The organism is Arcobacter pernae (assembly GCF_049472135.1).
GTDB lineage: Bacteria > Campylobacterota > Campylobacteria > Campylobacterales > Arcobacteraceae > Arcobacter_B.
The window spans coordinates 1-22,975 of record NZ_JBMOVV010000008.1; the positions used below are offsets into that span (position 1 = coordinate 1).

The following is a 22,975-nucleotide window of genomic DNA, read 5'->3' on the forward strand; positions in this document are numbered from 1 at the left end:
AAAGGGAAAATAATAAGAATGGCAGAGCAAAAAGTAGCATTAATAACAGGAATCACAGGACAAGATGGATCATATCTTGCAGAATTTTTACTAAAAAAAGGATATATCGTACATGGTATAAAAAGAAGGTCTTCTTTATTTAATACAGATAGAATAGATCACTTATACCAAGATCCTCATGTAGAAAATAGAAACCTAATATTACATTATGGTGATATGACAGATTCTATGAATTTAACAAGAATTATTGCTGAGTGTCAACCAGATGAAATTTATAATTTAGCTGCAATGAGCCATGTTGCAGTTTCTTTTGAAACACCTGAATATGTAGCAAACGCTGATGGTACAGGAACATTAAGAATTTTAGAAGCAGTGAAACTACTAGGTTTAGAGAAAAAAACAAAGATTTATCAAGCTTCTACTTCAGAATTATATGGAAAAGTTCAAGAAACACCTCAAAGTGAAACAACTCCTTTTTATCCAAGATCTCCTTATGCAGTTGCAAAAATGTACGCTTACTGGATTACAGTAAATTATAGAGAAGCATATGGAATGTATGCGTGTAATGGTATTTTATTTAATCATGAATCTCCTGTTAGAGGTGAGACTTTCGTAACAAGAAAAATTACAAGAGCAGCTTCTAAAATAGCACTAAATTTACAAGATAAATTATATTTAGGTAATTTAGATGCAAAAAGAGATTGGGGACATGCAAAAGATTATGTTCGAATGATGTGGATGATTTTACAAGCAGATGAACCAGAAGATTGGGTTATTGCTACAGGACAAACTACAACAGTAAGAGACTTTGTTAAGTTTGCTTTTGCTTATGCAGGTATTAATTTAAGATTTGAAAATGAAGGTGTTGATGAAATTGGTATTATAGATAGTTTTGATGAAGAAAAAGCAAAAGTATCGGGTATTGATTTATCTCATTTAAAACTTAACCAAACAGTTGTTTGTGTAGACCCAAGATACTTTAGACCAACAGAAGTTGATTTACTATTAGGTGATCCTTCAAAAGCAGAGAAGAAGCTTGGATGGAATAGAGAGTATAATCTTCAAGACTTAGTTGAAGATATGATGCAAAGTGATATAAAACTTATGACAAAAGACCAATATCTAAAAGATGGTGGTTATAAAATTATGAGTTACTTTGAATAGTAATAAAATTAATATAAAGTATATTTAAATATGTCAAATATAATAAATAAAAATTCAAAAATATATGTAGCAGGACATAGAGGTTTAGTAGGTTCTGCAATAGTTAAAAACCTTCAATCAAAAGGTTATACAAATATTATTTATAGAACACATAAAGAACTAGACTTAACAGATCAAAATGCAGTAGAAGAGTTTTTTAGTCTAGAAAAGCCAGAGTATGTAATTCTTGCTGCTGCAAAAGTTGGTGGAATAGTTGCAAATAATACATATAGAGCAGATTTTATATATGAAAATCTTGCTATTCAAAATAATGTAATACACCAATCATATGTACATAAAGTAAAAAAACTTCTATTCTTAGGATCAACTTGTATTTATCCAAAAGAGGCTCCTCAACCAATGCCAGAGGATTGTTTATTAACAAGTCCACTAGAATATACAAATGAACCATATGCAATAGCAAAAATAGCTGGTATAAAAATGTGTGAATCATATAACTTACAATATGGAACAAACTTTATATCTGTAATGCCAACGAATCTATATGGACCAAATGATAACTTTGATTTAGAGAAATCACATGTACTTCCAGCACTAATTAGAAAGATATACTTAGCAAAACTTTTAAATGAAGGAAATACACAAGCTGTATTAGATGATTTAAATATGAATTCTTTAGAAGAAGCTAACAATTACCTTGAAAAATTTGGTGTGAATAAAGACTCAGTAGAGATATGGGGAACAGGGAAACCAAGAAGAGAGTTTTTATATTCAGAAGATATGGCAGATGCTTGTGTATTTTTACTAGAGAATAGAGATTTTACAGATACTTATGATAAAAATCAAAAAGAAGTAAGAAATACACATATAAATATAGGAACAGGTGTAGATATATCTATAAAAGAGTTAGCAACTTTAATTCAAGATATTATTGGATTTAAGGGTGACTTAGTATTTAATACAGAAAAACCAGATGGAACGATGGTTAAGTTAACTGATCCTAGTAAACTTCATTCTCTTGGATGGAAACATAAGGTTGAGCTTGAGGATGGTATTAAGACTATGTTTAATTGGTATTTATCTTTGAAAAATATTTAAATATGATTAATAATTATAAAAGGATTGCTAAAAACACAGTATTTTTATACTTTCGTATGATTTTAATTATGGGAGTAAGTTTTTATACTATAAGAGTTGTTCTAGAAGCACTTGGAGCTGAAGATTTTGGGCTTTTTAATGTTGTTGGAAGTATAGTTCTTATTTTAAGTTTTTTTAATACAAGTTTGACTTTGGCAACACAAAGATATATTACTTTTGAACTTGGTAAAAGGAAAAATAGTAATTTAAGGAAAGTCTTTTCTACTTCTATGATAATACATACATTACTTGCATTGTTTCTAGGGATTTTTTTAGAAGTATTTGGTGTGTGGTTTTTAAATAATAAACTTAATATACCAATAGATAGAATGGATGCTACTTTTTGGGTACTTCAATTTGCAGTATTAAGTATAATTATAAATGTTATAAAAGTACCTTATGATGCATTGATTATTGCACATGAGAGAATGAGCTTTTTTGCTTATGTGAGTATACTTGAAGCATTATTAAAGTTATCTGTTGTATTTTTACTATTATTGATTAGTTTTGATAAATTAATTATTTATGCTGTATTAAACTTTTTTGTTGTTTTATTAATATTTCTTTTCTATTTCTACTATATAAAAAAACATTATAATGATGAGTCAAAACTTTTTTTTATTTGGGATAAAAAACTTATTAAAGAAATGATTTCATTTAGTAGTTGGAATGTATTTGGTGGTGTAGCATGGGTACTTATGAATCACGGTATAAATATTATGTTAAATATATTTTTTGGTCCAGTAGTTAATGCTTCTAGAAGTATATCAATGCAAGTAAATATGGCAATAGTTTCTCTTATAAATAGTTTTAGAACAGCTATAAATCCTCAGATTATAAAAATGTATAGTAGTAATAATATTAAAGGTATGAAAAACTTAACACTGTTAGGGGCTCGATATACTTTTTATTTAGCTCTTATTTTAATTTTGCCATTATATTTAGAAATAGAAACAATTTTGGAACTTTGGCTTACTGAAATTCCATTATGGACTGTTGAATTTTGTAAATTAATTTTGATATTTTCGCTTATCCAATCTTTTGATTTATCTTTTGGAATTGTATTTCAGGCTATAGGTAAGGTTAAAGAAAATCAACTTTTATCAGGTGGTGTTTATCTTTTTGTTTTACCCGTTTCATATATGATTGTTTATTACTTAAAACTTGAACCTCTAATAATTTATTATATACAGATTACTGCAGCAATAATAGTTTCTTTTGTAATAAAAGTTTATTTATTAAAAAAATTAGCAGGAATTTCTTATAAAGAATATTGGAGTGATTTTTTATTCCCCATTATTAAAGTATTGGTAGTTGTAGTAGTTGGAGTGTATCTTCTTACATGTTTCCATCTTCAATTTATAATAAATTTATTAGCATGTATTATTTTAGTTTCTTTAACAGTATTATTTATTGATATTAGTAGTGAACAAAGAGAAAAGTTAATAAGTTTGATAAAATTAAAAAAAGGTAATAAATGAAATATATAACATTAAATAATAATTTGAAAATGCCAATAATTGGATTAGGTACTTATCCTTTAAATAGAATTGCTTTATTAAAAACAATACTAAATGCAAATAAATTTGGATGTAAAAGTTTTGATACTAGTTCAGCTTATGGTAATGAATGGTGGCTTGGTTTATCTTTAAAGCTTTTAGAACTCTATGGAACGAGAGATATTTTTATTACTTCAAAGTTAAGTAACACAAGTCAACGAAAAGGAGATATAAGAAAAGCACTTTTAACTTCGATGAAAAAACTTAAAGTTAAACAGCTGGATTTATATCTTATGCATTGGCCTAATCCTGATACATATCTTGATTCATGGAAAGAAATGGAGAAGCTTTATAAGGAAGGATTAGTTAAGGCAATTGGTGTATGTAATTTTCATGTTCATCATCTAGAAAAGTTATTGGAAGTTGCGGAAATCATTCCCGCTATTAATCAAATAGAATTACATCCTCTTTTATCACAAGAGTCTTTAAGGTTATATTGTAAAAGTAAAGGGATTCAAGTTCAAGCATATTCCCCCGTAGCTAGAATGGATTCTAAACTTATTAGTCATTCCGTATTAATGGAATTAGCAAAAAAATATAATAAAACTGTACCTCAAATTATATTAAGATGGGATATACAAAATGAAATTATTACTATTCCTAAATCAGGGAATAAAGATAGAATAAAAGAAAATTTAGATGTTTTTGATTTTGAATTAACAAAAGAAGAAATTAAAAAGATTGATGCTATTAATGAAGATTATAGAGTTAGGTATAATCCCGATACAGTAGATTATTTTAAAGTTTAAATAGGAATATAAATGATAAATATAACAGATAAAGCACTTTGTAATGGATGTAATACATGTACTGTGAGTTGTCCAATCGATGAGTGTATAACAATGGGCAAAGATGAAAAAGGCTTCTTTTATCCAAGTGTAAACCTTAATACCTGTGTAGATTGTGATAAGTGTGAAAAAGTTTGCCCATATATTCCAGAATTGACATTTAAACAAAAAAAACCTGAAAGATTTGAAACCCCTTTAGTTTATGCTTCATATAGCAAAAATCATGAAGTTAGACTAGATAGTACATCCGGTGGTGTTTTTTCTGAGTTAGCTTTTAAAATGTTTGATAAGAATGGGTATGTTGGTGGAGCAGTTTATAATGAAGATAATAGCGTTTCTCATATATTAACAAATGATAGAAATAAGTTAAATGAGATCAGAAGTTCTAAATATACATTTAGTTTAACAGATGAACTTTTTCCTGAAGTAAAAAAACAATTAAAAGAGGGTAACAAAGTTTTAGTTTGTGGTGCACCATGTCAAATATCAGGTTTATATACCTATCTTAAAAAAGATCATGAAAATTTAATTACATGTGATTTTATATGTAAATCAGTAAATTCAACAAAAGTATTTCAAAAATATATAGAATGGCTTGAGCGTAAGTATAAATCAAAAGTAAAGAAAATAAAGGCTAAAGACAAAACAACAGGTTGGCATAAGTTCTCAATGAGAGTTGATTTTGAAAATGGTGAATCATATGTTGCAGATAGATACCATGATCCATTTTTTGTTGGTTATTTAGGAACAGAACTTTTTACTATGGAAGCTTGTTTTAATTGTCAATTTAGAGGATTCCCTCGGCCTGCAGATATAACATTAGCTGATTTTTGGGGAATTGAAAATATAGATAAATCTATGGATCAAGATTTGGGTACATCTCTAATTATGGTAAATTCAGAAAAAGGTAAAGAATATTATGAATCTTTAGGTGACTCAATAGTATCAAAAAAATTTACACTCAAAGATGCAGAACCTGGTAACCCTGCTTTATACGAGGACGCATTAAATACTGTTAATAAAGAACAAAGGGAGTCTTTTTATAGAGATTTGGATAATTATTCTTTTGATATTGTTGCAGATAAATATTTCCCTATGCCAACATTAAAAAATAAATTCAAAAGAAAATTTAACAAATTGAAAAAGGGTCTTTCTTTAGTAAGTGATATAGGTTATTCTCCATTTAATATGTATAAACTATATAAATATAATTTTCTAGAAAACAAGATAACTAAGAAATCTAAGATAGCTTTTATTCCTTTTAGAAATAGTAAAATACAGCTGGAATATAATTCAAAGATTAATTTACAAGGTAAATTTTTTATGGGTGTTAAGCAAGTGTTAGCATCTAATTTGGAAACAAGACTTTTATTAGAAAAAAATTCTTTATTAGAAGTAAAAGGTTCTTTTAAAATGTATGCTGGAGGGTATATTAGAATAATAAAGAATGGACACTTAATTCTTAATGGTGGTTTTATTAATGAAGGTGTTGATATTACGTGTGCTTCAAAAATTGAAATTGGTAAAAACTGTACTATTGCTAGAGATGTTGTAATTAGAGATTATGATGGACATACTATTGAAATTCCAGGTTATGAGATATCTAAACCTATAAATATAGGAGATAATGTTTGGATAGGGAATAAAGCTATGATTCTAAAAGGTGTAACAATAGGTTCTGGAGCAATTATTGCAGCAGGCTCTATTGTAACTAAAGATGTAGAACCCAATACCATAGTTGCTGGTAGCCCTGCTAAAGTTATAAAAGAAAATGTAAAATGGAGTGTTTAATATGAAGATTGCTATTTTAACAATGGTTTTTAATAATAATTACGGAGGATTACTTCAATCATATGCTTTAATGACATCATTAAAAAAGCTTGGGTATGAACCTGAATTATTATATGTTCATGATTTTAATTCTTCGGATTCATTATTTTTGTCTTCATTAAAAAGAATTGTAAAAAATTTTATTAAAAAGAAAAAAGAAAAAAATATTAGATATTTTATTGATAAATATATTGAACCAAAAACAAAACCTATTTATAATAAAAATAAATTTTTGGAAATAGTTAACGATTATGGTGCATATATTGTAGGTAGTGATCAAGTGTGGCGTCCAGATATGTATAAATATATAGATTTTGCTTTTTTTGATTTTGTAAAAAAAGAAAATGCTATATTATTGTCTTATGCTCCTTCTTTTGGAGTGGATGAGTGGCTGTATTCTGATAGTGATACTATTAAATATAAAGAACAAATTAAAAAATTTAGAGCAGTTTCAGTAAGAGAGGAAAGTGCAGTAAATCTTTGTAAAAAATATTTTGATATTGATGCAGAACATGTACTTGATCCAACTCTTTTATTAAATCCTTCTGACTATATTAAAATAATCAATGAAGAAAATGAAGTTATACCTAAAATAGAATTATTTACTTATATACTAGATGTGAATAATGATAAGATAAAAAGTGTTAACTTTGTATCTCAACAATTAAAGTTTGATATTTCAAGTATTAAATTAGAATCTGATAAAGATAAGTCTTATCCCTCTATAACAGAATGGTTGAAAAATTTTGCATATTCAAAATTTATTGTTACAGACTCTTTTCATGGCTGTGTATTTTCAATTTTATTTAATAAACCTTTTATTGTTTATGGTAATAGCAAAAGAGGGATGACAAGATTTCATTCTATTTTAAAACTTTTTAACTTAGAAGAAAGATTAATATATTCATTTGATGATATCTCTGCTAATCTTTTAAATAATGAAATTGATTGGGTAAAGGTTAATAGTTTATTGGCCCAAAATAAAGAAAAGTCAATTGATTTTCTTTTAAATAATTTAAATTCCAAGGATAGTTTATAGCATGAAAATTTTATATATAACAGAAATATCTCTATTTCCAATTAATGGGGGTGAAAAAATAAGAACATATGGTCTTTTAAAATCATTAGTAAATGAAGCCAATGATATTACAGCAATTGTTTCAAATAACGATTCAATTGATTTTGACTCTTATGTAAACAAATACAAATTATCTTCAATTAATTTTAAAACTTTTAAAAGAAATAAAAGTAGTAAGTTTAATACGGCAATGAATTATTTTAGAATGGATGAACAAATTAAATCGATTATTGATGATTTGAGTGATTCTTTTGATTTAGTAATAATTGATTATCTATTTTTAGGTTCATTTATAAAATATTTTAAAAATAAAAATATACCTGTTATCTATGGGACTCATAATGCTCAAGCAAATTTAACTAAACAAGAAGATAAAAATACTTTAGTATCTAATCTTGTTAAAAATATTAATTATTATTTACAATTTATTCATGAAAGATTGTACTTTCCAAATGCAGATAAACTTTTAGTTGTTTCTAATCCTGATAAAGAGTATCATGAAAGCTTTGTAGAGAGAAGTAGAATTGAAGTAATACCTAATTTTCTTGATGAAAGTTTATATTTAAATGATAATCTTAGTCGAGAAAATTATATTGTTATGACAGGGAATTTTAATGCGTATCAAAACTTTCATGGATTAAAATGGTTTTTAGAAAATATATGGGATGAAGAACTTGCATCAAAAACGACTTTAAAAATAGTAGGAAAAGGTTCAAAAGGTATTTTATCTAAATTAAATATAGAAAATTTTGAATCAATAGAAGAAGTAGGAATGGTAGATGATATCAATAAATATATTGCTAAATCTAAAATATCTATAATTCCTCTTTTACATGGAAGTGGTACAAGATTAAAATGTTTAGAGGCAATGGCTTTACAAACACCAATTGTAAGTACTTCTCAAGGTGCAGAAGGAATTGAACATGAAAATGCTATTAGCATAGCAGATAATGAGATAGATTTTAAAAACAATCTGCTTAATATTTTGAAGTCTTATGAATCTGAAAATCAAAAATTAAATGAAGCTTATGATGTTTTTTTAGGTAAATATTCACTCTTAAGTAATAGAAAAAAAATAGAGAATATTATTAATATGTTAAAATATAAAGGTTGAGTTATTGAATAGTTTAGAAATTTCAGATAGATATAGTACAAATAGATTATTAAAAGAGAATAAACCTGAAGTAAATTCTTCTGAGACTACTTTGTTTTGGAAAAGTGAAAATGATAAATTATGTAGTTATGGTTTAAGAAATCAAGGTGTTTTTAAAAGTACAGAAGAGGTAAAACCTCTTATCTCAATTATAACGGTTGTTTATAATGGTGAAGATATACTTGAAGGAACAATTAAAAATATTTTAGAGCAAACTTATGATAATATTGAATTAATTATTGTTGATGGTAATAGTTCAGATAGAACAATTGATATAGTTAAAAAATATAATAATCAAATTGATTACTGTATTAGTGAAAAGGATAATGGTATATACGATGCTATGAATAAAGGAATTTCTCTTGCTACTGGTGACTGGATTAATTTTATGAATGCGGGAGATTCTTTTTATTCTAATGATGTCTTAAAAAAAATATTTGAAAAAAGAATTAAAGAAAATATAGTTTTTGGTAAGTCAATTAGTTATTATAAAGAGAATCAAGTTTTAAGGTTTAAAGACTTTAATACTGAAAATAAAGACTGGTATTATACAAATATGCCTAACCATCAAGCAATATTTATAAATAAAAATATTTATAAAACAATGAAATATAATTTAGAATATAAAATTTTTGCTGATACTGTGTATCTTAGAGAAGCTTTTAAAAACTCTTATCATGAAGTTGATTTAATTGTGTCAAATTTTGAATTAGGTGGTAAGTCAAATTACTATTCTTCATACAAAACTTATAAACAAATTGTAAAAGATAGTATAAAATTAAATGGAAAATATTTTAAACCAATTATTTTACACACTATTAAATTTATTTTGCAAAAAATACTAGGATATGATAAATATTTAAAGTTTTATGTTAAATATATGGTTAAAAAGTGATGCAGAACCTTTTTAAAATAAATAGGAATGAGCTTATTACTAAGCTTTTTTTTATTTCAATATTTTTAATTCCTTTTGATAGTTTTCCTTTATTCCCTACGGATTCAATTTATAGACCAATTTCATTTTTTCCTTTGATTCTTGGATTCATGATAATGATTTCTTTTGGAAGATTAAATAGATTTACAATATTAACAATATTTGCAAGTATTTTTATTATATTATATTCTATAATGATGAGTAGTATTTTCTTTGATAACTTATCCCACATTAAAAAAACAATAATAACTACAACACTATTTATAATAATGTTATCTGTATACTATAAGGCTATAAGTCATAATTTTTTTATAAATAAAGATGATTTTTGTGAAAAAATTGGTAAGTGGGCTTTTTATTCTTTTGTATTTATGGTAATAATAGGTTTTATACAATTTTTTATGAAATTAGGACTTGTTCCTAAGGGGGTATCTGAACAGATTACATTACTTTTTTCTTATAGAACTGTAAATAGAATTCAAATGGTATCTGGTGAACCATCAATGATGGTTAGAAATATCCTATTTTTAGGGGTTTTTATTTACTTTTATTACTATGGCAAATATAGAAAAATTGTTATTTTTTTAATAATCTTTTTTTTACTTGTTAGTGGTTCAACATTTGGATATGTTACAATATTTTTATTTTTTATTGTATATATAGTTTTGTTTAAACCAAAGTTAATATTTAATTTAAGAATACTTTCTTTTATAAGTTTATTACTTATATTAATTTGGGTTTTGATGAATAACTTTTTGGATGACTATACTTTAAATAAAATTGATATTGTTTTAAAAATACTTACCAATTTAGATTTAAAAACATTAAGCACAGTAGTTCAATCTGATGGATCTGCTTTTCAAAGACTTATGAATCCAATAATTGGTTTTATGTCAGGAGAATATACCTTTTACTTGGGTACAGGGTTAGATGGATATAGATATATATATCCTTATTATATTAATGAATATTTTTCATTTTCACTTAACTATGAAAGTGTTTATGCAGCTGTGAGTGGTGAAAGTTACATTACACCAAAGTCATTATATTCAAAAATTTATTCAGAGCTAGGTATAGTATCTTTTTTATTATTTATGTTTTTTAATTTATATTTATATCTTAAAATTCTGTTATTAAATAGTAAAACAAAAATAGTCCTATCAGTTTTATTTTCTTTGTCCCTAGTTCTTATTATTCAAAATGATTCTATAATTTATTTGAATTATTTTTTTATAATAATATTTATAACTCTTCAGTTAAATTATACTAAAATTAAAAACATTAAGGAGTAAATATGGAAAAAAAAGTTATTTCTACTTATGGTAAACATATGGTTTGTCCAGAGACTATTTCGGAAAAAATCATAAAAGATATTATGAAAACGGGTATGGATGATTATAAAAATTATATTTTTAAACATACAGAAAAAAAAACTGATAATATTACTAAGTTTTCTTCCGATGAACTATTAAAATATATAAAGGAATCAATTTTAAATAAATCAAATCCTAAAAAGAAACCATTATTACTTTTGAGTGATGGCAAAGACTCTTTATGTTTAGCAATTGCGTTTAATGAATTAAATATTAGCTGTGATACAATAACTTTTTTGAAAAATGATGATAATGAAATGAAGAGTTATTTAACTAAAGTGACTACTAAATTAGGACATAATGCTCATTTTATTACAGTAAATGAAATTATTCAAAGTCTTGACATGGGAGAGTTTAAAAAGTCTTTTAAAAGTATGAATAATCCTGTACTTGACCAAGGATATATATTTTTTCTTTTTGGTTTGAAATTATTTTTTGAAAAATATAAATTGTCAAGTTCTGATTATGAAGTTTATGATGGAATGGGTAATGATGAATATTTAGGTCATATGCCAAGTAAAGAACAGCTTCAGTCTTTTAAGTTCTCAAAAATAAATTTATGGAAAATTTTGCCAAGTAATTTTAAATCATACAAATGGTATATTAGATCTCCAATTGAATCACATGGTTTACTTTCAACATTATCTTGTTTTTTTAGTTTTCCGTATGCTTACGATTTAAATAAATATTTTAAAGGTATTAAAGCATCTTTAGATAAAGAGCACTTTTTAGACTTAAGAGCATTTTCTAGAGGTAAATATTTAGATAGACAATGTATGATGGGAAAAACAGAAACTGCTGCAAATTATTTATTTACAAATGCAGTATTTCCATGGTTAGATAATGAACTATCTAACTATTGTTTTAATATACCTGTAGATGAAAAATTAAATTTTGAAGAACTAGTAAATAAAGTACCTTTACGTAAACTTTTAAAGAATAAAATTTCATGGAATCAAGATAAAAGAGGTGTTGATTTATTTTTAGATTTGGATGAAGAATTTTTAAAAAAATTTTTAACCAAAGAAATACCTATGGTTCTAATTGATAGAATTACATTCAACAAAGTATTAAGTACAAAAGTGAAGAAAAGAGCTTATTTAGAGTTATTAAATTTTTACTTATATTGTGCTGTTAAAGAAAATATGACAGAAAATGAAATAAAGGAAATTTTGAATGGATAAAGATCTTATTTCAATTATAACACCATCGTATAATTCGTCAAGTTTTATATCATTAACAATTAATTCTGTTTTGAATCAAACTTATCAAAATTGGGAGATGATTATTGTCGATGATGTCTCTCCTGATGATGCAAATAAAATTATTGAAGATTACTGTGAAAAGGATAGACGTATTAAGCTTATTCATTTAGAGGTTAATAGTGGACCTGCGGTAGCTAGAAACAGGGCAATTGAGGAAAGTAAAGGAAGATATATAGCTTTTTTAGATGCTGATGATTTATGGGAACTAGAAAAACTTGAGAAACAGATAAAGTTTATGAAAGAAAAAGATTGTGCATTATCTTATAGCTCTTATAAAACAATGTCTGAGGAAGGTGAATTGTCGGAAAAAGTTATTATTCCTCCTTTAAAACTTTCATATACAGATTTATTAAAAACAAATTGTATAGGTTGTCTTACTGCTATTTATGATACAAAAAAAGTAGGAAAAATATATATGCCTTTAATAAAAAAAAGACAAGATTATGGATTGTGGCTTAGAATATTAAAACGAACAGATTTTGCTTATGGTTTTGCTGAACCTTTAGCTACATACAGATTAATGACAAATTCTGTATCAAGTAATAAAATTAAACTTTTAAAATATAACTATTTGCTATTTAAAGAGCATGAGGGTTTTTCTTTTATTAAAGCATTTTATTATTTATGTTGGAATATTTTAATTAAACTCTTAAAAAGATAAAAGAAAGAAATTAAACCCCTTTCTTCCTTAATACAATTAAAATAGTTTTCCAAACTACTTTCAGTTCAAGCCAAGCATTCCAGTATTTGATATAGTATAAATCATACATAAGTTTTTGCTTGGCATCTTGGGCATTTGCACCATATGGGTACATCACTTGTGCCCATCCTGTGATACCTGGTCTTATTAGATGTCTTTCATTGTAATATGGTATTTCTTTCTCAAATTGTTCTATCCAGTATTTTCTCTCTGGTCTTGGTCCTATGAAATGCATCTCACCTTTTAGTACATTTAGTATTTGTGGTACTTCATCTATTCTTGTTTTTCTCATAGTCTCACCCCATGCAAAGATTCTAGGATCATTTTTACTTGCAAATTGAGCTCCATTTTTTTCTGCATCTAGTCGCATAGATCTGAACTTGATACATATAAACTCTTTGTTATTTTTCCCAACTCTTAGTTGTTTAAACATACTAGTCCCTGGTGATTGTTGTTTTATCTTTTTTCTTGCATATAAAAGAATAGGCCATGAGATAAGAAGTAGTGTTATAGCTCCTATATAATCTATGATTCTTTTTTGGATATATTGGAAAGTATTAAAAGGTTTGATATTTTCTAAGTATGCTAAATCTTTATGGTCATCTGGTATGTAGCACTTTTCTAGATATTTTTCCATGAACTTTTCTATTGTTATCATAGATATATTTTGAGTGAACTGTAAGTTTGTAAGGTATTTGATGATTTCATCATCTACTGTAGCTTTTGTATTTAGTACTATTGTTTTACATTTTCTTTTTTTTAGTGTTTCTTTGATCTCTTTTAAAACTTCATTAGGTTCTTTATCTGTATATCTGATAATAGTTGTTTTTATATTTTTATTTTTAAGTCTTTGTTTTTCGAATTTAGTAAATTTATATTTTCTTCCAAGAATAAGCATGTTTACCTTTGTGTTAATAAAAGTTTTTGTCATTATATCTTTTATTTGTTTTGAAAAAAATTATTTGATGTTATTTTATATTAAAAATTAATTTAAAAGACTTCACCCCTCTTTTACAAAAGACTAGATATAATACATGCATAATTACAAACATCACTATTTAAAATAAGCAAGGAAAATAAATTGCAAGATAAAAAGATATGTATAGTAGGGCTAGGATATGTAGGACTTCCTTTAGCTCATGCATTTGCAACAAAATATGAAAATATTATAGGTTTTGATATAAATCAAAATAGAATAGAAGAACTAAAAAACAATATTGACTCCACATTAGAATTAGAATCAAATCAATTAAAAGATGTAGAAGAAAATATCACTTATACTACAAACTTAGATGATATAAAAGAAGCAAATATTTATATTGTAACAGTACCAACACCAATTGATAGCTCAAATAGACCTGATTTAACACCACTTATTAAATCATCTCAGACAGTAGGGAAAGTACTTAAAAAAGATGATATAGTTATTTATGAATCTACTGTTTATCCAGGTGTTACAGAAGAAGTGTGTGTACCACAACTAGAAGTTACTTCGAACTTGAAGTTCAATGAAGACTTTTTTTGTGGATACTCACCTGAGAGAATAAATCCAGGTGACAAAGAACATACTGTTACAAAGATTTTAAAAGTAACATCAGGATCAACACCAAAAATAGCAGATATAGTAGATGAACTTTATAATTCAATTATTAAAGCAGGTACTTTTAAAGCTTCAAGTATTAAAGTAGCAGAAGCAAGTAAAGTAATAGAAAATACTCAAAGAGATGTAAATATAGCACTTATAAATGAACTAGCATTAATATTTGATACTATGAATATAGATACAAATGAAGTTATAGAAGCAGCTGCAACAAAATGGAATTTTATTAAACTAAAGCCAGGATTAGTTGGAGGGCACTGTATAGGTGTAGATCCATATTATCTTACATATAAAGCAGAAGAGTTAGGATATAAACCAAACCTTATTTTAGGTGCAAGACAAATAAATAATAGTATGAGTAAGTTTATAGCTGAAAAAACAATTAAGCTTATGATAAAAAAAGGTAAAAGAATTAAAGATTCTAATATCTTGATTTTAGGTCTTACTTTTAAAGAGAACTGCCCAGATATTAGAAATACAAAAGTCGTTGATATTATAGAAGAGCTTAAAGAATATGGATCAAACATTGATATATATGAGCCATGGATAGATGAAAAAGATAAGTCTTATTATGATTATAACTTTATAGAAGATCCATTAAAAAATGATAAAAAGTATGAAGCTATTATAATAGCAGTAGGACATGATAAATTTAAAGAGATTACGCAAGAGGATTTAGAATCACTAATAAGTGATGAAAAGATAATCATAGATGTAAAAGGTATAGCTAAAGAAGCTACATGGAAACTTTAAAAATTAAAAGTGTAGATCATCTGCACTTTTAATTTTTATGATATAATAAGAGTTATTATTTAAATTAGGAAAAATTCATAAAAACTTTTATTAAAACCATTCTTTTTATTTCTATTGTTGTTATTTTTTATTTAGCAACTACTTCTTCCGAAATTGATACTATTAAAAATAGTTGGGATAAATTAAATCATATAATTGCTTTTTTTACTTTATATATACTTTTAGATTTCTCTTATAAAAATATATCTTTTTTAAAAAAAATTTTACTTCTTTTATGTATAGCATTTTCTATTGAGATAATTCAATACTTTATACCAAATAGACAATTCTCTTTTTATGATATCTTTGCTGATATTATAGGTATGTTTTTAGGATTTTTATTTAGTTTAATAGTTTATAAATATGTTACTTTAAATTTTGTAAAAGACAACTATAATAAATAATAAATTATAATATTAAAATTAAAAATCTAAAGGAAAAATATTGAAAGTATTAGTAACAGGTGCAGCAGGATATATAGGAAGTCATACTTGTATCTCTTTACATGAAGCTGGTTTTGATTTTGTAGTTTTTGACAATTTATGTAACTCTTCAAAGCAGAGTTTAAAAAGAGTTGAAAAAATTATTGGAAAAGAAATTGACTTCGTAGAAGGTGATATTAGAGATAAAGATGCTTTAGATGAGGTTTTTTCAAAGTATGAGATAGATTCTGTTATACATTTTGCAGGGCTTAAAGCTGTGGGCGAATCAGTTACTAATCCTTTAGAATATTATGATAATAATATAAACGGTACTTTAGTTTTACTTGAAGTTATGAAAAAACATAACTGTAAAAAAATAGTATTTTCATCATCTGCAACAGTTTATGGTGACCCACATATAACTCCTATCAAAGAAAACTTTCCAGTGGGAGCTACTACAAATCCATATGGTAGAACAAAATATTTCATTGAAGAGATATTAAGAGATGTTTATATTTCTGATAATGAGTTTAAAATAATTCTTTTAAGATATTTCAATCCAGTTGGTGCTCATGAGTCTGGAACAATTGGTGAAGACCCAAATGGAATACCAAATAATCTTATGCCATTTGTTTCTCAGGTTGCAGTTGGGAAAAGAGAGTTTTTAAGTGTATTTGGTGGTGATTATGATACTCATGATGGTACAGGTGTTAGAGACTATATTCATGTAGTAGATTTAGCAGCAGGTCATGTAAAAGCTTTGGAAAAAATTGATGGTATAAATGAAGTACTTACTGTAAATCTAGGAACAGGAAATGGTTATAGTGTTCTTGATATGGTAAAAGCTTTTGAAAAAGCTAGTGGAAAAAAAGTATCTTACAAAATCGTAGATAGAAGAGCTGGTGATATTGCAAAATGTTTTGCTGATCCTAGTTATGCAAAAGAAGTTTTAGATTGGGAAGCAAAAAAAGGTATAGATGAAATGTGTCTAGATACATGGAACTGGCAATCAAACAACCCAAATGGGTATAAAAGTTAAATAAATTTTACTCTTAAAACTACAATTATAAAACAATAATAAACTTTTAGCTAAAATATTTCCTAAAATATCATCTAGATAAAAAGGGAAATATTTTGAGTTTAAAAAAACTAAAAGAAGATGACAAAAGACTATTATTAGATTCTATTAGAGATATAGAAGACTTTCCAAAACCTGGTATCATTTTTAAAGATATAACAACTCTACTTAACAATAAAGAAGCCTTTTCTTTACTTATGCAACACTTAGAAGATAGATATAAAGATTACAATTTGGATTATATTGCTGGTATTGATTCAAGAGGTTTTATTTTTGGAGCAGCTTTAGCAGATAGATTAGGTATAGGTTTTGTTCCTGTAAGAAAAAAAGGAAAGTTACCAAGTACTACAGTTTGTGAAAAGTATGAACTAGAGTATGGTTTTGATGAAATTGAACTTCATCTTGATGCCTTTAGAGGTGATACTCATGCAAGAGTTCTTTTAATAGATGATATTATTGTAAGTGGCGGAACTGCTTATGCAGCTGCTAATCTTATAAATAAATTAAATGTTGATTTAGTTGAAATGTGTTTTTTAATGAACATTCAAATTTTAGATGGAGCAACAAAACTAAAAAAAGTAGCACCAGTTTATTCAGTGCTAGATGTTTAAAGAGAGAAATATGAACGATTATATACCAAAACCAAGTAAACACGATCCTGATGAAAAAGGACAATTTGGTATCTTTGGAGGTCAATATGTGCCTGAAACATTGATGCCAATTTTAAAAGAGTTAGAAGAAGAATATAATAAATATAGATTTGATAAAGAGTTTTGGGCTGAGGTAAATGAGCTTTTAAGAGATTATGTAGGAAGAGAAAACCCTCTTTATCATGCAAAAAATATTAGTGAAGAAATAGGTGCTAAAGTATATTTAAAAAGAGAAGATTTAAATCACACTGGTGCACATAAAGTAAATAATGTAATTGCACAAGGTTTACTTGCAAAAAAACTAGGAAAGACTAAGATTATTGCAGAAACAGGAGCAGGGCAACATGGTGTTGCTAGTGCTACAATTGCAGCACTTTTAGGTTTAGAATGTACAGTATTTATGGGTGCAAAAGATGTCCAAAGACAAGAATTAAATGTATTTAGAATGAAGCTTTTAGGTGCAAAAGTTATAGCTGTTGAATCTGGAAGTAAGACTTTAAAAGATGCTATGAATGATGCTATTAGATACTGGGTTACAAATGCAAGAGATACTTTTTATGTGATTGGAACTGTTGCAGGACCACACCCTTATCCAGTTATGGTTAGAGATTTCCAAGCAATTATTGGTTACGAAGCAAGAAGGCAAATCTTAGAAAAAGAAGGAAAACTTCCTGATTATGTTGTAGCTTGTATTGGTGGTGGATCAAATGCTATTGGAATGTTCTCTCATTTTATAGATGATGAAGAAGTTACATGTATTGGTATTGAAGCTGGGGGATTAGGTCTTGATACAGACAAACATGGATGTTCCCTAGAAAAAGGAAGACCAGGAGTTTTACACGGACAATGTTCTTACCTTTTACAAGATGAAAATGGTCAGGTATTAGAAGCTCATTCTATGAGTGCTGGACTTGATTATCCTGGTATTGGACCTGAACACTCTTATCATAAAGATATGAAAACAGTACAGTATGACTCAGTTACTGATGATGAAGCTTTAGATGCTTTTGTTTGGTTAAGTCAAAAAGAAGGAATTATTCCAGCTTTTGAATCATCTCATGCTATTGCTTATTTGAAAAAAGCAAAAGATAAATTTAAAGGTAAAACTGTAATTGTTAACCTTTCAGGTAGAGGTGATAAGGATATGGTTCAAGCAAAAGATTTATTGGAGTTTAAATAGTATAATATGTTAAAAAAACTACAAAACCACTCAGGAAAAATTTTATTCGCAGTTGTTCTGACATTTTTATCTTTTTTAGCATATAACCTTTATATAGCTCCTGTTCAAGGATTTGAAAATAAATTTGTTTACCTTCTAAAAACATATGGATATGTAATACTTTTTGCATGGAGTACTTTAGAAGGAGAACTAGGTCTTATTATGGCAGGTTTACTTGTTCATGATGGAAATATGAATCTATATATGGCTATTTTTATAGCTGGTCTTGGTGGCTTTGTGGGTGATCAAGTATATTTTTATACTGGTAGGTTTAATAAAGCTTATGTACATAAAAAATTTAAAGGTCAAAGAAGAAAGTTTGCTTTAGCACACTTATTACTTAAAAAATATGGTTGGCCTATAATTTTTGTACAAAGATATATGTATGGAATGAGAACTATTATTCCAATTTCAATTGGTCTTACAAGATATAGTGCAAAGATGTTTGCATTTATTAATCTAATGTCAGCTTGGTGTTGGGCTGCACTTACTATCATACCTGTTTGGTATTTTGGAGAGGAGATCTTAAAAGTACTTCATTGGGCAAAAGAACATTGGTATTTAGCTTTACCATTTGCTTTATTATTTGGTGGAAGTATAATTTATTACTTTAACAAAGCGACACAAAAAGTTGATAAACAAAGTTTAAAAAAGGAATTTAACAGTGAAAATTAGTATAAATACAAAAAATTATAAAAAAGTTAAAGCAGATTTAGAAATTATTTTAATAAATGAAATCGATGATACAAAAGATGTGGAGATATTAGAAGCTTTAGATTTTAAAGCTGTTGATGAAGCTTGCATCTTACTTCCTGAGTCTAAAAAAATTTATGTTGGTTTTGAAGATGATACATATGATAGTATAGCAATTGCAATAGCAACTGCTTTAAAAAAGTTCCAATCAACGAAATATAAAACAGCAAAACTTGATTTAACTGATGGATCTTTAAATGAAAACTTAAAAGGATTAATCGAAGGCGCTCTTCTTGGTTCTTATAGTTTTGATAAATATAAGTCAGAGAAAAAAGAGAAGAAAAAACAAGAACTTATTTTAGTTGTAGAAGATGAAACTGCTATTGAAGAAGTATTAAATGACTCAAAAGTTATTGCTAAAGCTGTAAATAAAGCAAGAGACATGGTAAATAGTACACCACAAGACTTCTATCCAATGGTAATGGCAGATTTAGCTAAAGAGTTAGCAAGTGATGCTGGTATTGATTGTAAAGTTTATGGAGAGAGTTTCTTAGAAAAAAATCATATGAATGCAATGTTAAGTGTTGGAAGAGCTTCTGTTCATGAATCACAGCTTATTCATATGTCATATAAACCAAAAGATGCAAAGAAAAAAATAGTTTTAGTTGGTAAAGGTCTTACTTATGATTCAGGTGGATTATCTTTAAAACCAGCTGATTTTATGGTTACTATGAAGCTTGATAAAGCAGGTGGTTGTGCAGTTATGGCTACACTTTGGGCAGTTGCAAAACTAGGACTTCCTTATGAAGTACATGGAATAGTTGGAGCTGTTGAAAACATGGTAGGTGGAGATGCTTATAAACCTGACGATGTTTTAGTTGCTAAAAATGGTAAAACTATTGAAGTGCGAAACACTGATGCTGAAGGAAGATTAGTTCTTGCAGATTGTTTATGTTATGCACAAGATGAAATCGATGATATTGATTATATTTTTGATTATGCAACACTTACAGGTGCTTGTGTAGTTGGTGTTGGGGAATATACTACTGGTATTATGGGTAATGATGATATCTTAAAAAGAAATGCCGTTTTAAGTGCTTTAAGATCAGGTGAATATGCAACAACTTTAGACTTCAACAGATATTTAAGAAAAACTATCAAATCAGAAGTAGCTGATATTTGTAATATTGCAAATACTAGATATGGTGGAGCAATAACAGCAGGTATTTTCTTAGATAACTTTATTTGTGAAGAAAACAAAGATAAGTGGATTCACTTTGATATTGCAGGACCAGCATATGCACAAAAAGCATGGGGATATAATCCTTATGGTGGTTCTGGTGCAGGTGTTAGAATGACTATTGAGTTTTTAAAAGGCTTAGATAAATAGTTTTTTATGAAGAAGTGAATTTACTCACTTCTTCTAACTCTTAAAAAAGATGCAAATTTTGGTTTTTTATATTTTGTAAAACCATAATATTTAAAAGTAATAGTTTCTCCTATTTTAGGATGAGATAACTTTTGTTTGTTTGTAAATCCTCCACCTAAATCAAAAACTACACCATTTTTTAATTTTATTTTCAAACTTTTAAATTCTTTGTTTTTATGTTTGTTTATTCCTATTACTAATCCTTCCATATCATAGAACTTTTTTACTTTTAATATATTTTTATTTCTTCCTGTAAAATAGTCTAAATTAGGGTTTTTAAGTATTATTCCTTCTGCTTTTAAATTTATGAGTTCATTAAGATATTTATCTAAGTGATTTTTATCTTTACAAACTATTTGAGGTATAATTTTTATATATTTATGTTTATTTATTTCTTGCCAATCTTTAATTGTTTGAAGTCTTGTTTGAAAATTACCTTTTTGTTTTGGAACTTCAAAAATATTATATGTTATCTCTTTCCATGATGAAGAAGGATTCTTATCCAATACTATATTTTGAATATTCTCAAAATTATTTCTTTTTGTCCAAAGCTCACCATCTAATTTAAAAGGTGGAAAATCTTTGATAAACCATGTAGGAGCATTTATTTTATTTCCATTTTTACTCATAAGTATTTTCCCATCCCAAAAAGCTCTAATCCCATCAAGTTTTTCACTCATATACCAGCCTTTTATTGTATGAACATTACTATTATATGTTTCTGGCTTTTGAAGTTCAATTGCATTTAGGGTTGAAAAAAGTAAAAAATACAGAAAAAATCTCATATTTTAAAGCCTTTTAAATAATTTAATAAATTATAATCTAAAGTTTATTAAATTATAAAATTTATCATAAGAACATAATCATTTTTTAGATAAAATAGATGTTTAAAATAAAGGTAAAATTTAGAAAAATATTTATAAAAAGATTTTTCTAGATTTTAGTAAAAAGGAAATAAATGGGATTAGGCGTAGGAATCGTAGGTCTTCCAAATGTAGGTAAATCAACAACTTTTAATGCTTTAACAAAAGCACAAAATGCAGAGGCTCAAAACTATCCGTTTTGTACTATTGAACCAAATAAGGCAGTTGTTCCAGTACCTGATAAAAGATTAGATGAGTTAGCAAAGATTGTTGACCCAAATAAAATTCAACATTCAACTATTGATTTTGTTGATATTGCTGGACTTGTAAGAGGTGCTAGTAAAGGTGAAGGACTTGGAAATCAATTCTTATCAAATATTAGAGAAGTAGAAGTTATTTTACATATGGTAAGATGTTTTGATGATGGTAACATTACTCACGTTGAAGGTGATGTTGATCCAATTAGAGATATTGAAATTATTGAAACAGAATTAATTTATGCTGATATCACTCAATGTGAGAAGAAAATTGAGAAATTAAAGAAACAATCAAAAGGTTCAAAAGAAGCAGCAGCTATGTTAGTTGTAGCAGAAGCTTTAATGGAACACTTATCAGAATTACAACCTGTTAAAACTTTTGAAGATAAAGAGAATGATTTATTCTTACAAATGGATAAAGAGTTAAGATTCTTATCAAATAAAGATGTAATTTATGGTGCTAACATGGATGAAGATTCTTTAATGGAAGGTACAAATGAGTATGTTGATAGATTAAAAGAACATGCAGATTCAGTTGATGCTGATGTAATTACATTATGTGCTAAAATCGAAGAAGAACTTGTTGGTATGGATGATGATGAAGCTAAAGAGTTATTAAATGACTTAGGTGTTGAAGAATCAGGATTAGAGCAAATCATTCAAAAAGCATTTGATAAATTAGGACTTATGAGTTATTTCACAGCTGGTAAAGTTGAAGTTAGAGCATGGACTATTAGAAAAAATACAAAAGCTCCTCAAGCAGCAGCAGTTATTCATAACGATTTTGAAAAAGGATTTATTAAAGCTGAAGTTATTTCATATGAAGACTTTGTAGCTAATGGTGGTGAGTCTAAGTGTAAAGAGTTAGGAAAACTAAGACTTGAAGGTAAAGATTATGTTGTGCAAGACGGTGATGTAATGCACTTCAGATTTAATACATAATTGATATATATTATGTTACAATAAAAAATTATTTTAGTAGGAGTTTAAA

20 protein-coding genes and 2 pseudogenes are annotated in these 22,975 nt (G+C 26.9%); 20 read left to right on the forward strand and 2 right to left on the reverse strand.

What is annotated here, in order from left to right:
• Window positions 1–18: 18 nt before the first annotated feature.
• The 12 genes and pseudogenes from gmd (at window position 19) to ACH5BF_RS09885 (ending at window position 12,942) form a co-directional block, all read left to right on the forward strand.
• Window positions 19–1,164: a GDP-mannose 4,6-dehydratase gene (gene gmd / locus ACH5BF_RS09830; RefSeq protein ID WP_423274204.1), complete on the forward strand. Its 1,146-nt coding sequence runs from the start codon at window positions 19–21 to the stop codon at window positions 1,162–1,164.
• A gap of 42 nt (window positions 1,165–1,206) precedes the next feature.
• Window positions 1,207–2,262, forward strand: coding sequence for a GDP-L-fucose synthase family protein (locus ACH5BF_RS09835; RefSeq protein WP_423274205.1), 1,056 nt, complete (start codon window positions 1,207–1,209; stop codon window positions 2,260–2,262).
• Between the two features lie 2 nt (window positions 2,263–2,264).
• Window positions 2,265–3,782, forward strand: a complete 1,518-nt coding sequence (locus ACH5BF_RS09840) for an oligosaccharide flippase family protein (protein ID WP_423274068.1) — start codon at window positions 2,265–2,267, stop codon at window positions 3,780–3,782.
• Window positions 3,779–4,609, forward strand: coding sequence for an aldo/keto reductase (locus tag ACH5BF_RS09845; protein WP_423274069.1), 831 nt, complete (start codon window positions 3,779–3,781; stop codon window positions 4,607–4,609). The genes ACH5BF_RS09840 and ACH5BF_RS09845 overlap by 4 nt, the downstream gene beginning before the upstream one ends.
• A gap of 12 nt (window positions 4,610–4,621) precedes the next feature.
• A pseudogene (locus ACH5BF_RS09850) lies at window positions 4,622–5,572 on the forward strand (Coenzyme F420 hydrogenase/dehydrogenase, beta subunit C-terminal domain); the annotation flags it as partial.
• Between the two features lie 693 nt (window positions 5,573–6,265).
• A pseudogene (locus tag ACH5BF_RS09855) lies at window positions 6,266–6,439 on the forward strand (DapH/DapD/GlmU-related protein); the annotation flags it as partial.
• 1 nt (window position 6,440) lies between these two features.
• The gene (locus ACH5BF_RS09860; RefSeq protein ID WP_423274070.1) at window positions 6,441–7,517 is read left to right on the forward strand and encodes a polysaccharide pyruvyl transferase family protein; all 1,077 of its coding nucleotides are present in this window, start codon (window positions 6,441–6,443) and stop codon (window positions 7,515–7,517) included.
• Window position 7,518: 1 nt separating this feature from the next.
• Window positions 7,519–8,670: a glycosyltransferase gene (locus ACH5BF_RS09865; protein WP_423274071.1), complete on the forward strand. Its 1,152-nt coding sequence runs from the start codon at window positions 7,519–7,521 to the stop codon at window positions 8,668–8,670.
• A gap of 4 nt (window positions 8,671–8,674) precedes the next feature.
• A complete protein-coding gene (locus ACH5BF_RS09870) occupies window positions 8,675–9,604 on the forward strand; it encodes a glycosyltransferase family 2 protein (RefSeq protein WP_423274072.1) in 930 nt (309 codons plus the stop codon).
• A 155-nt stretch (window positions 9,605–9,759) separates the two neighbouring features.
• Entirely contained in the window at window positions 9,760–10,935 is a 1,176-nt protein-coding gene (locus ACH5BF_RS09875; RefSeq protein ID WP_423274073.1) for an O-antigen ligase family protein, read from the forward strand.
• Between the two features lie 2 nt (window positions 10,936–10,937).
• Window positions 10,938–12,200 (forward strand): adenine nucleotide alpha hydrolase family protein, encoded by a 1,263-nt coding sequence (locus ACH5BF_RS09880; RefSeq protein WP_423274074.1) that lies wholly within the window; start codon window positions 10,938–10,940, stop codon window positions 12,198–12,200.
• Window positions 12,193–12,942: a glycosyltransferase family 2 protein gene (locus ACH5BF_RS09885; protein ID WP_423274075.1), complete on the forward strand. Its 750-nt coding sequence runs from the start codon at window positions 12,193–12,195 to the stop codon at window positions 12,940–12,942. The genes ACH5BF_RS09880 and ACH5BF_RS09885 overlap by 8 nt, the downstream gene beginning before the upstream one ends.
• 10 nt (window positions 12,943–12,952) lie before the next feature.
• Here the strand turns inward: ACH5BF_RS09885 and ACH5BF_RS09890 are convergent, their stop codons facing one another.
• Window positions 12,953–13,912 (reverse strand): sugar transferase, encoded by a 960-nt coding sequence (locus tag ACH5BF_RS09890; RefSeq protein WP_423274076.1) that lies wholly within the window; start codon window positions 13,910–13,912, stop codon window positions 12,953–12,955.
• Between the two features lie 150 nt (window positions 13,913–14,062).
• On the opposite strand from ACH5BF_RS09890, the gene ACH5BF_RS09895 reads away from it, so the two are divergent.
• The 7 genes from ACH5BF_RS09895 (at window position 14,063) to ACH5BF_RS09925 (ending at window position 20,825) form a co-directional block, all read left to right on the forward strand.
• Window positions 14,063–15,334, forward strand: coding sequence for a nucleotide sugar dehydrogenase (locus ACH5BF_RS09895; protein WP_423274077.1), 1,272 nt, complete (start codon window positions 14,063–14,065; stop codon window positions 15,332–15,334).
• Between the two features lie 122 nt (window positions 15,335–15,456).
• Complete coding sequence (locus ACH5BF_RS09900) at window positions 15,457–15,777, forward strand: VanZ family protein (protein ID WP_490372050.1); 321 nt, start codon at window positions 15,457–15,459, stop codon at window positions 15,775–15,777.
• Between the two features lie 40 nt (window positions 15,778–15,817).
• Window positions 15,818–16,834, forward strand: a complete 1,017-nt coding sequence (galE, locus tag ACH5BF_RS09905) for a UDP-glucose 4-epimerase GalE (RefSeq protein ID WP_423274078.1) — start codon at window positions 15,818–15,820, stop codon at window positions 16,832–16,834.
• Window positions 16,835–16,929: 95 nt separating this feature from the next.
• Complete coding sequence (locus ACH5BF_RS09910; protein WP_423274079.1) at window positions 16,930–17,484, forward strand: adenine phosphoribosyltransferase; 555 nt, start codon at window positions 16,930–16,932, stop codon at window positions 17,482–17,484.
• 10 nt (window positions 17,485–17,494) lie between these two features.
• Complete coding sequence (gene trpB / locus ACH5BF_RS09915) at window positions 17,495–18,703, forward strand: tryptophan synthase subunit beta (protein ID WP_423274080.1); 1,209 nt, start codon at window positions 17,495–17,497, stop codon at window positions 18,701–18,703.
• 6 nt (window positions 18,704–18,709) lie between these two features.
• A complete protein-coding gene (locus ACH5BF_RS09920; RefSeq protein ID WP_423274081.1) occupies window positions 18,710–19,417 on the forward strand; it encodes a DedA family protein in 708 nt (235 codons plus the stop codon).
• Window positions 19,407–20,825 carry a leucyl aminopeptidase gene (locus tag ACH5BF_RS09925; protein ID WP_423274082.1) on the forward strand — a complete coding sequence of 473 codons (1,419 nt, stop codon included), beginning with the start codon at window positions 19,407–19,409 and terminating at the stop codon, window positions 20,823–20,825. The genes ACH5BF_RS09920 and ACH5BF_RS09925 overlap by 11 nt, the downstream gene beginning before the upstream one ends.
• Before the next feature lie 20 nt (window positions 20,826–20,845).
• On the opposite strand, the gene ACH5BF_RS09930 is transcribed toward ACH5BF_RS09925, so the two are convergent.
• Window positions 20,846–21,649, reverse strand: coding sequence for a DNA ligase (locus ACH5BF_RS09930; RefSeq protein WP_423274083.1), 804 nt, complete (start codon window positions 21,647–21,649; stop codon window positions 20,846–20,848).
• A 173-nt stretch (window positions 21,650–21,822) separates the two neighbouring features.
• Between ACH5BF_RS09930 and ychF the strand changes: the two genes are divergently transcribed.
• Window positions 21,823–22,926, forward strand: coding sequence for a redox-regulated ATPase YchF (gene ychF, locus ACH5BF_RS09935; protein ID WP_423274084.1), 1,104 nt, complete (start codon window positions 21,823–21,825; stop codon window positions 22,924–22,926).
• Window positions 22,927–22,975: the final 49 nt, after the last annotated feature.